We start from the raw sequence: 10,284 nt of genomic DNA, 5'->3' as shown, positions 1-10,284 counted from the left end.
AACCCGGCCCCCCCACGCCGTGCGCCGTCGATCAGCTGCCGAAGAAGACCTCGGCCTCGGCGTACCGCTCCAGCGGCACGGTCTTCAGCTCGCGGGTGGCGTCGGCCAGCGGGACCCGGACGATGTCAGTGCTCTGCATCGCGACCATCTTGCCCCAGTCGCCCTCGTTCGCGGCGTCGATCGCGTGGAGGCCGAGCCGGGTGGCGAGCACCCGGTCGAACGCGGTCGGCGTGCCGCCGCGCTGGATGTGGCCGAGCACCACGGTGCGGGCCTCCTTGCCGGTCTTCGCCTCCAGCTGCTCGGCGAGCCACTGGCCGATGCCGCCCAGGCGGACGTGGCCGAACGCGTCCAGCTCCTGGTTGTGCAGCACCATCTGGCCGTCCAGCGGCTGGGCGCCCTCGGCGACCACGACGATCGGGGCGTACTGGTGCTGGAAGCGCTTCTCGACGTAGCCGGCGACCTGCTCGACGTCGAACTGCCGCTCCGGCAGCAGGATCACGTTGGCGCCACCGGCGAGGCCGGCGTGCAGCGCGATCCAGCCGGCGTGCCGGCCCATGACCTCGACCACGAGCGTGCGGTGGTGGCTCTCCGCGGTGGTGTGCAGGCGGTCGATCGCCTCCATCGCGATGTTCACCGCGGTGTCGAAGCCGAACGTGTAGTCGGTGGCGCCCAGGTCGTTGTCGATCGTCTTCGGCACGCCGATGACGTGGACGCCCAGCTCGTGCAGCTTGGTGGCGACGCCGAGCGTGTCCTCGCCGCCGATCGCGATCAGCGCGTCCACGCCCTGGGCGGCCAGGTTCTCCTTGATCCGCTCCACGCCGTTCTCGATCTTGAACGGGTTGGTGCGGGACGAGCCGAGGATGGTGCCGCCGCGGGGCAGGATGCCGCGCACCTCGGGGATGCCCAGCGGCTTGGTCAGGCCCTCGAGCGGGCCCTTCCAGCCGTCCCGGAAGCCCACGAACTCGTGACCGTAGGTGGCGACGCCCTTGCGGACCACCGCCCGAATCACCGCGTTGAGACCTGGGCAGTCGCCGCCGCCGGTGAGCACGCCGATACGCATGATCTGCTCATCCTCCTGGAGCATCAGGTGAAGCCCGGATAAGCCCCAGGATATGTGTCAGATCAGACCATCGGCGCCGTTGCCGGCCCGGGGCGGGCCGTCAGTGCGCACTGTAGTCGCCACAGGTGTACGCCGACACCGCACCCCGGGCCGTTCCGGACGACGGACGGCCCTACCCGTCAGTAGCTGACCTCGTGGTTCTCCCCCGCCTTCGGCGGCTTGCCGGTCACCGCCGCCCTGGCGAACCCGAGCAGGTTCACCACTGTGCTGCCGGGCGAGTCCCAGTACTCCGCCGAGCCGGCGTGCACCTTGATCAACGTGATCCCCGGCGTGTCCAGACCGTCCGGGAACCACACCTTGAGCAGCGGGTTCCACAGCTCCTTCGCCCGCTCGGGGTCCCACTCCTCGGTGGCGGTGCCGGCCACCGACACCCAGGCGTGGTGGCGCTGGTCGGAGAAACCGACGTTCACCTGGGGGTTGACCCGGATCTGCCGCACCTTCGCCGAGTCGGCGTATGCGAAGAACCACAGGTCCCCGTCGAACTCCGCCTCCTGCAGCCCCATCGGGCGGCTGACCAGACGACCGTCCACGCCGGTGGTGGTGAGCAGGCAGATCCGGGCGTCCCGGATCAGCTCGGTGACCCGGCGGCGGGCGTCCGCGGCGCTTGTCGGCTCATGGCTCATGGGGCACTCCTGTCTCGGATCGGCGTAGATGCCGCTCCCGTGCCCTGGGCGGAACCGGTCAAACCTCCCGCGCCGTCATCGCCCGCCACCGTGCCAGGTTGTGCCGGGCGTCGACGAGCGCGTCGTGCCGGTCCGCCTCGGCGTCCGGCAGCCGGGGACGCCCCCGGTCGTCCCAGAGCTGGCGCAGCTCCTTGGTGAACCGGGGGATCTCCCGGGGCAGCGCCGGCATCGCGCCCCAGAGCTGGGCCAGCACGACGTGGTCGTACGCGGCGTACCAGGCCCACAGCTCCAGCTGCTCGCCCGGCCGGTCCCGCACCGGCTCCAGCAGGAAGTCGTGCAGGTCGTCGCGGATGCGCGCGCGCGAGCGCCAGGCCCGGTCGGCCGGCGAGGGGAGCTTGTCCAGCACGTTGCGCCGCACCCAGGGCACCGCCCGGGAGTCGTCGAACTCGGTGGAGACCGCGTAGAACTCGCGGCCGTACTCGTCGACGACGCCGATCGACACCAGGTCGACGATCCGGCCGTCCTCGATGAATTCGCAGTCGTAGAAATAGCGGTAGACCATCGCCCTCATCCTCGCCCATCACCGCCGGGGACCGCCCGCCGGGGCGTCCGCCGAGGTCGGCGGCGTGCCGGACACGGCCGGGCCATGGTCACGGAAGTGTCTCCGGGGGTGTACAGCACGCGACGGGACCGTCATGATCTGATGTGTACCGCCGTCGGGCGCCGAACCGGTTGAGCTGCCTTCGTACCGGGACTGACAGCTTCACCCGGTGTGCGAGTCGTGACTTCTGACCGGGGAGGGGTTGAGCCGTGGAGTCTCGCCTGCCGGAGCCGGGTGACGCGCTCACGGGCGTGGAGATGTTCGCCGGGCTCGAGCCGGAGGTGCGGCAGCGGGTCATCGCCGCGGCCGTACCGCGCACCTACCGCAAGGGGCAGCTGCTCTTCGTCGAGAACGACCCCGGCGAGTCGCTGATCGTCCTGCGCCGCGGCGCGGTCGCGGTGTTCCGTACCGCGCCGACCGGCGAGCGCGCGGTGCTGTCGGTGATCCGACCCCCGGACGTGCTCGGCGAGGTGTCCCTGTTGGACGCCTCCACCCGGTCCGCCTCGGCCGAGGCGATCGAGGACTGCGCCGCGCTGGCGCTGTCCCGGCCCGCCTTCATGGAGCTGGTGCACTCCAACCCGCGCATCCTGGACGCGGTGATGCGCTCGCTCGGCCAGCTGATCCGCCGGCTCACCGAGCAGAACGCCGACCACGTCTTCCTCGACCTGCCCGGCCGAGTGGCCAAGACGCTGGTCCGGCTGGCCGGCGAGAGCCAGGCCCCGATGATCACCATCGAGCTGAACCAGAGCCAGCTCGCCGAGATGGCCGGCGGCTCGCGGCAGAGCGTCAACCAGGCCATCGGCTCGTTCGCCAGCCGGGGCTGGCTGCGTACCGAAGGGCGCCGCATCGTGGTCACCGACGTGGCCGCGCTGCGCCGCCGGGCCGGCATGAACGACCGCTGAGCGACGACGACGCGGGGGCCGGCGGTCGTCCCGCCGGCCCCCGCGTCGTCGTGGTCGGACCGTCAGTCCTTGTCGCTGTCGGCCGGGGGCGCGCTCGGGCCCGGGCCGATCTTCGAGGGGTCGGTCTTCTTCGGCGGGGTCGTCGTGGTGGTCGTGGTCTCGGTCGATCCGCTACCCGCGGGCTGCTCCACCATTCCTTTTTCCTCCAGTTCGGCGAGGGTTACGGCGTCCACGTCGACCGTGTCGCCGACGGCCCACACCGTCCCCCGTGGATCGGTCCATGAGGCGGACAGCCGGACGTGCACGGCAATCTCCCTGTCGACGGGACTTCCTGCTAGGGGAGACTAGACCCGGCCGAACAGCCGTGACGTCCCGCCGACCCGTCGGGTACCCGACTGCGGCGGCCGCGCGGGACACTGGGGACCTCACGCGTACGGAGCCGGACATCGACCTCACCTGTGGACACTGCGCCCGGACCGCCGGGCCGGACGACCGTTTCTGCGGCGGGTGCGGCCGTCCGCTGGCGGCGTCCTGCCCGGGCTGCGGGCACGCCAACGACACCGGCGCGAACTTCTGCACCAACTGCGGTCAGCCGCTGCGCGACCACGCGGTGGCGGTACAGGAGGACCGCCGGCAGGTCAGCGTGCTCTTCATCGACATCGTCGACTTCACCACGTACGCCGAGCGGGCCGATCCGGAGCAGGCACGCAGCCTGCAACAGGTCTACTTCGCCACGGTGCGCCGGCTGGTGCACCAGTACGGCGGCGTGGTGGAGAAGTACATCGGCGACGCCGTCATGGCGCTGTTCGGCGCGCCGGTGGCCACCGACAACGACGCGCTGCGCTGCGTACGCGCCGGGCTGGAGCTGCAGCGCAGCCTGGCCCGCCAGCCGGCCGGGCCGCACCCGCCGCTGGGTTTCCGGGTCGGCATCGCCACCGGCGAGGCCCTCGTCGACCTGGCCGCGGCGCGCGACGGCGGCCAGGCGTTCGTCACCGGCGACGTGGTGAACACCGCCAGCCGGTTGCAGGCGCTCGCCCCGGTCGGCGGCGTGGTGGTCGACGAGAGCACGTGGGCGGCCACCCGGCGCGAGATGGAGTACGCGGACCAGCCGCCGGTGACGTTGCGCGGCCGGTCCACGGTGAGCCGGATCTGGCTGGCCGTGCGGGCACGGCCCCGGCGCGACGGGCAGACCGCCGAGCTGACCCCGATGGTCGACCGGGACCACGAGCGGGGCCTGCTGGTCAGCGCGTTGCACCGCACGCTGACCGAGCGCACCTCGCAGTTGCTCACCGTCTTCGGCCCGGCCGGGGTGGGCAAGAGCCGGCTGCTGCGCGAGCTGGCCCGGCACGCCGCCAGCCTGCCCGGCGCCCGGGTCACCTGGCTGACCGGCCAGTGCCCGCCGTTCGGCGAGAACGTCACCTACGCCGCGCTCGCCGACATCGTCCGCAGCTGGGCCGGGCTGACCGGCGCCGACGACCCGGCCACCGTCCGGGACCGGCTGCGCGAGCGGCTGGGCCGCCTCGCCGAGCCGCACGCGGTACGGCTGGCCGAGGCGCTGGGCCCGCTCGTCGGCGTCTCCGGCGAACGGCTCACCTCGGCCGAGACCGAGGCGGCGTGGCGGCGCTTCCTGCTCGCCCTGGCCGCGACCGGCCCCACGGTGCTCGTCTTCGAGGACATGCACTGGGCCGACGAGGCGATGCTGTCCTTCGTCGAGCAGCTCGGCGCGGCGGCGCGCAACGTGCCGCTGCTCGTCGTCGCGACCGCCCGGCCGGAGCTGCGCGAGCGGCACCCGGCCTGGACCGGCACGATCAGCGGGGCGATGTCCATCTCGGTGCCGCCGATGCACGACGGGGACATCGACACGCTCTACTCGCTGCTGCTCGGCCAGGCCACGCTGCCGCAGGACGCGCGGGCGCCGCTGATCGAGTTCGCCGACGGCAACCCGCTCTACGCCCAGGAGTACGCGCGGATGCTGCTCGACGGCGGGCTCGCCGAGCGGACCGCCGGGCTCGCGCTCGTCGACCCGGCCGGGGTCGCCGGGATGCCGCGTACCGTGCAGGCGGTCATCGCCAACCGGCTGGACCTGCTCGACCCGGCCGACCGCGCGGTGCTCCAGGCCGCCTCGGTGGTGGGCGTGCAGTTCTGGGCGGCGCCGGTGGCGCTGGCGCTCGGCCGCCCGACGGAGTGGGTCGAGCGCGCGCTGCACCACCTCCAGCGCCGGGACCTGGTCTACGAGCTGCCCGTCTCGACCATGCCCGGCCAGGCCGAGTACCGGTTCCGGCACGTGCTGGTCCGGGACGTCTGCTACCAGCGGCTGCCCCGGGCCGAGCGGGTCGCCCGGCACCAGCGCACCGCCGACTGGCTGGAGCAGCTCGCCGACGGCCGGCAGCACGACCGGGCCGAGGTGCTGGCCAACCACAGGTGGGCGGCGCACGAGATCGCCCGTACCGTCGGGCTGGACCAGGCCCCGCACGCCGCCGCGACCCGGTCCGCGCTGCACCGGGCCGCCCGCCGGGCGTACGAGCTGCACGCGCTGGAGACCGCTGCCACGCTCGTGGAGCGCGCGCTGAGCGTGGAGTGCGGACCGGACCCGGCGCTGGAGCTGTTCCAGGCCGAGCTGGCGTTCTACCGGGACCGCGACGGGTTCCTCGACGGCGGCGGGACCGCGCTGCTCACCACGCTGGCCGGCCGGCTGGCCGACGCCGGTGACCGGCCCGGCGCGGCGAAGGCGTGGCGGCTGCTGGCCACGGCGGCCTTCGCCCGGGCCGACCGCTCGGAGCTGATGCGCTGCCTGGATCAGGCGATCGGGCTGCACGCCACGCTGCCGGACAGCGAGGACAAGGTGGGCGTGCTGCTGGAGCTGGCCCGGGCGCACATGCTGGACGCGGAGACCGAGCCGGCGTGCGTGGCCGCGCGCAGCGCCGCCGAGCTGGCCGAGCGGCTGGGGCTGCCCGAGGCGCGGGCGAACGCGCGCATCACGCTCGCCGTGGTCCGCTACCAGGCCGGCGCCGAGGAGGCGTACGCGGAGCTGGCCGAGGTGACCGAGGAGTGCCGGGTGGAGCGGCTGACCAGCCGCCGCCGCGCGGTGCACAACCTGGCCTGGGTGCTGCAGGAGGAGGGCGACCTGACCGGCTCGGCCCGGCTGGTCGACGAGCAGCGGTCCCTGGACCTGGCCGGCGAGCACGCGCTGACGGTGAGCTTCAGCGACCAGTGGGCCCAGTCGTACTACAGCGGGGACTGGACGGCGGCGCTGCGGATGGCCGAGGGGTCGACGCGACGCCCGACCGACGAGTGGGACCTGCACATCGTGGCCGTGTCCGGCTGGATCCGGGCGCTCGGCGACGACCCGGCCGGCCCGGGCGCCGGCGAGGACCTGGTGGACCAGGCGCTCGTCGCGGCCCGGCGCAGCGGCTTCCAGCGCGTGCTGCGCTCCACGCTGGCGCACGCCGCGCTCTGCCGCGCCGTGCAGGGCCGCCGGGACGAGGCGATGGCGCTGCTCACCGAGCTGGACGAGGACTGGCGGCAGACCAAGATGATCCCGTTCGCCGAGTGGGTGCCGGCGGTCGGTCACGTCGCCGCGCTGCTCGGCGGCGACGCCGCGGAGCTGGTGCGCGACCTGCTGGCCCACGCGCCACGGGTGACCCGCTGGGCGCGGGCGGCCGGGAGGTCGGCCGAGGCGGCGCTGGCCCGGCGGGCCGGGGACGCCGCGCGGGCGGGCCGGCTGCTCACCACCGCCGCCGAGGGGTACGCGGAGATGACCGACGTGACCGACCAGATGATCGCGTCCGCGCTGGCGGTCGGGCCGTTGACCGAGGCGGACCCGCCGGCCGCGGCGGCGACGCTGGCCCGGGTACGCGCGTTCGCCGACCGGCACGCCGCGGGCGGGCTGCTGCGGATCGCCGGGGCGGGCTGAGGGTCAGGCCGGTACCGGCTGGCGCGCCCCGGCGCCCTTGGCCTTCTGCGCGTACGTGTCGACGTACTCGCGGCCGGACAGCTCCATCAGCTCGTACATGATCTCGTCGGTGACGGCCCGTTCGACGAACCGGTCACCGGCCATCCCGGCGTAGCGGGAGAAGTCCAGCGGCGGCCCGAACCGGATCCGCACCCGGCCCAGGTTGGGGATGATCTGGCCGGTCGGCTGGATGGCGTCGGAGTTGAGCATGGCCATCGGGACCACCGGGGCGTCGCTCTCCAGCGCCAGCCGCGCCACCCCGGTCTTGCCCCGGTAGAGCCGGCCGTCCGGCGACCGGGTGCCCTCCGGGTAGATGCCGGCGATGCCGCCGGCCCGCAGCACCGACAGCTGGGTGTCGAGGGCGGCACGGGCGGCCCGGCCGCCGGAGCGGTCGACCGGGATGGTGCCGGAGCCGACGAAGAACATCTTGGTGAGCCAGCCCTTGAGGCCCCTACCCGTGAAGTATTCGGCTTTGGCGATGAATGTGACTTTTCGCTTGACGATCAACGGAGTGAAGATCGAATCCGAGAAGGAGAGGTGGTTGCTGGCGAGGATCACCGGCCCGGTGTCCGGCACGTGCTCCAGTCCCTCGACCTGCGGGCGGAAGATCAGCCTCAGCAGCGGGCCGAGGATGATGTACTTCAGCAGCCAGTACAGCACCGGCGTCCTTCCCGTGTCGGTGGCGGCGGGCGGGTCGCCGCGTGGCCCCGGAGGCGCCGTCGGCGCCCGGAGGAGTCCGGGAAGAGGGTACGAACGACGAGCGGCACGCCACAACGCACTCCCGGAACCGGGTGCCGACGTGTCACGATTCAGGGCACGGGCAGGGATCGGCGAAGGGGGTGTCCGGTGTCAGGGGGCGGGCCCCGTCGGGGACGGCGGGACAACGGGCTCGACGCGGCCGAGTACGCGGTCGCGGGCGACGTCGATCCACGCGTCGGCGAGCACCTGCTCGACGTGCTCGCCGCCGGTGGCATCGCGGCCTACCTCCAGCCCTCGGCCGACCTGAACCCGGTGACCCGCACCACCACCGTCCCGGCCCGCCCGGTCGACCGGCTCTACGTCGACAGGTCGCACCTGACCACCGCCCGGGACTACCTCACCCAGCTCGCCGACGAGGGCGGCGGCGAGCAGCCGCGCGCCGACGAGCCGGACATCGAGGCCGAGTGGGCGAAGATCGTCGCCGGGTTCCACACCGCGCCGAGCGCCGGCAGCCACCCCTGGCCCGCGGCAGAGGACGTGGACGACCCACCCCCGCCGGGCGCCGCCGCCGGCAGCCGCCCCGAGGAGCCGGCCGGGCCGACCGCCACCGACGTGCGCCGGCTGCCGTACGCGGCCGACATCTCCGGCGTCTCGCTGAGCCGGGACCGGCACGACGAGCCCTCGCTGCTGGACGGCCTGGACACGTTCGGCGCCAACCTGCCCGACGAGGCGTCGGACGAGGAGCACTACACCCCGCCCCCGCCGCCGCCGCTGCCCCGCTTCTCCAAGTACGCGGTGCTCGGCGTGGCCTGCATCGTGCTCGGCTTCCTGCTGTTCCTGTCCCCCACCGTGGTGTCGCTGGTCGACCCGTCGGTGGTGACGCTGCTCGGCTTCTCCGGCATCCTGGCCGGTTTCGTGATGCTGATCTGGCGGCTGCGTCCCGGCGACCGGGACGACCACGACCCGGACGACGGCGCGGTCGTCTGAGGTCGCGCCGTCCGGCTCTGCCCGGATGGCGGGACGCCGCTCGCCCCTGGGCCGGGACGTAACAAGCGTGTAACTTACAGTCAGTAGGAATAGGCTGAACGTCACGTCCCGCACCGGCTGTCCGGCTTGCGTCTCTTCCGGGTCGCCGGTCCCCTGCTGAGCGGAATGCCCGATGCGACAGAGCCCCCTGGTGGTGGTGGCCAACCGCCTCCCCATCGACGACAGTGTGGCGCCCGACGGCGCCTTCGAGTGGCGCCGCAGCCCCGGCGGCCTGGTGAGCGCCCTGCACCCGCTGCTGCGGCAGACGCCCGCCACCTGGGTCGGCTGGGCCGGCGGCACCGGTCCCGCCCCCGCGCTGCCGGACGTGGACGGCGTCCGGATGCACACCGTCCCGTTGAGCGCCGAGGACTTCCGCGACCACTACGAGGGCTTCGCCAACGCCACCCTCTGGCCGCTCTACCACGACGCCGTCGAGCAGCCGGAGTACCACCGCCGGTGGTGGGAGGCGTACCAGCGGGTCAACCAGCGCTTCGCCGAGGCGGCGGCCGAGACGGCCGAGCCCGGCGGCCTGGTCTGGGTGCAGGACTACCACCTCCAGCTGGTGCCCGGCCTGCTCCGCGACCTGCGGCCGGACCTGCGGATCGGCTTCTTCCTGCACGTGCCGTTCCCGCCGCCGGAGCTGTTCATGCAGTTGCCGCGCCGCGCCGAGCTGCTGCGCGGCATGCTCGGCGCCGACCTGATCGGCTTCCAGCGGGCCCAGGCCGCGCACAACTTCGCCCAGCTCGCCACCAAGGTGCTCGGCCTGCCCGCCACCGACCGGCGGATCGGCGTCGACGGCCGGGTGGTGCGCATCGGCGCCTTTCCGGTCGCCATCGACACCGCCGAGATGTCCGCGCTCGCGGCCCGCCCGGAGGTGGCCGAGCGGGCCCGCCGGCTGCGGCAGGACCTGGGCCAGCCGGAGCAGGTGATCCTCAGCGTCGACCGGATGGACTACACGAAGGGCATCGAGCAGCGGCTCAAGGCGTACCGCGAGCTGCTCGCCAGCGGCGACATCAAGGTCCGCGACACCGTGCTGGTGCAGGTGGCGGTGCCCAGCCGCGACCGGGTGGCGCAGTACCAGATCCTGCGGGACCGGGTGGAGCACCAGGTCGGGCGGATCAACGGCGAGTTCGGCCGGGTCGGCGAGCCGGCGATCCACTACCTCTCCCAGCCGTTCGACCGGGCCGAGCTGGTCGCGCTCTACCGCGTCGCGGACGTGATGGCGGTGACGCCGCTGCGCGACGGGATGAACCTGGTCGCGAAGGAGTACGTGGCGGCCCGGGTCGACGGCACCGGCGCGCTGCTGCTCAGCGAGTTCGCCGGCGCCGCCTCCGAGCTGGAGCAGGCGTACCTGGTCAACC

General features: G+C 73.6%; 9 protein-coding genes. 4 read left to right on the top strand and 5 right to left on the bottom strand.

What is annotated here, in order from left to right:
* Window positions 1–31 precede the first annotated feature (31 nt).
* The 3 genes from KBX39_RS12190 to KBX39_RS12180 form a co-directional block, all read right to left on the bottom strand.
* Window positions 32–1,060 carry a 6-phosphofructokinase gene (locus KBX39_RS12190; RefSeq protein ID WP_043331080.1) on the bottom strand — a complete coding sequence of 343 codons (1,029 nt, stop codon included), beginning with the start codon at window positions 1,058–1,060 and terminating at the stop codon, window positions 32–34.
* 179 nt (window positions 1,061–1,239) lie between these two features.
* The gene (locus tag KBX39_RS12185) at window positions 1,240–1,743 is read right to left on the bottom strand and encodes a pyridoxamine 5'-phosphate oxidase family protein (protein ID WP_043329417.1); all 504 of its coding nucleotides are present in this window, start codon (window positions 1,741–1,743) and stop codon (window positions 1,240–1,242) included.
* A 58-nt stretch (window positions 1,744–1,801) separates the two neighbouring features.
* Window positions 1,802–2,305 carry a polyadenylate-specific 3'-exoribonuclease AS gene (locus KBX39_RS12180; RefSeq protein ID WP_043329415.1) on the bottom strand — a complete coding sequence of 168 codons (504 nt, stop codon included), beginning with the start codon at window positions 2,303–2,305 and terminating at the stop codon, window positions 1,802–1,804.
* Between the two features lie 248 nt (window positions 2,306–2,553).
* On the opposite strand from KBX39_RS12180, the gene KBX39_RS12175 reads away from it, so the two are divergent.
* Window positions 2,554–3,246: a Crp/Fnr family transcriptional regulator gene (locus tag KBX39_RS12175; RefSeq protein WP_013287664.1), complete on the top strand. Its 693-nt coding sequence runs from the start codon at window positions 2,554–2,556 to the stop codon at window positions 3,244–3,246.
* Between the two features lie 62 nt (window positions 3,247–3,308).
* Here the strand turns inward: KBX39_RS12175 and KBX39_RS12170 are convergent, their stop codons facing one another.
* Window positions 3,309–3,551 (bottom strand): hypothetical protein, encoded by a 243-nt coding sequence (locus KBX39_RS12170; protein WP_043329413.1) that lies wholly within the window; start codon window positions 3,549–3,551, stop codon window positions 3,309–3,311.
* Window positions 3,552–3,610: 59 nt separating this feature from the next.
* Between KBX39_RS12170 and KBX39_RS12165 the strand changes: the two genes are divergently transcribed.
* Entirely contained in the window at window positions 3,611–7,159 is a 3,549-nt protein-coding gene (locus KBX39_RS12165) for an adenylate/guanylate cyclase domain-containing protein (protein ID WP_312247090.1), read from the top strand.
* A 3-nt stretch (window positions 7,160–7,162) separates the two neighbouring features.
* Here the strand turns inward: KBX39_RS12165 and KBX39_RS12160 are convergent, their stop codons facing one another.
* A complete protein-coding gene (locus KBX39_RS12160) occupies window positions 7,163–7,858 on the bottom strand; it encodes a 1-acyl-sn-glycerol-3-phosphate acyltransferase (protein WP_210870505.1) in 696 nt (231 codons plus the stop codon).
* Between the two features lie 186 nt (window positions 7,859–8,044).
* Here KBX39_RS12160 and KBX39_RS12155 point away from each other — a divergent pair, with 186 nt between their 5' ends.
* Window positions 8,045–8,884, top strand: coding sequence for a DUF308 domain-containing protein (locus KBX39_RS12155; RefSeq protein WP_043329408.1), 840 nt, complete (start codon window positions 8,045–8,047; stop codon window positions 8,882–8,884).
* Between the two features lie 172 nt (window positions 8,885–9,056).
* Window positions 9,057–10,284: trehalose-6-phosphate synthase (locus tag KBX39_RS12150; RefSeq protein WP_210870504.1), on the top strand; the 1,228-nt coding region annotated here is incomplete at its 3' end.

This window comes from Micromonospora sp. D75 (genome assembly GCF_018070405.1).
Classification (GTDB): domain Bacteria; phylum Actinomycetota; class Actinomycetes; order Mycobacteriales; family Micromonosporaceae; genus Micromonospora; species Micromonospora chalcea.
The sequence above is the reverse complement of the archived record's forward strand: the minus strand, read 5'-3'. Positions and strand labels throughout refer to the sequence as shown.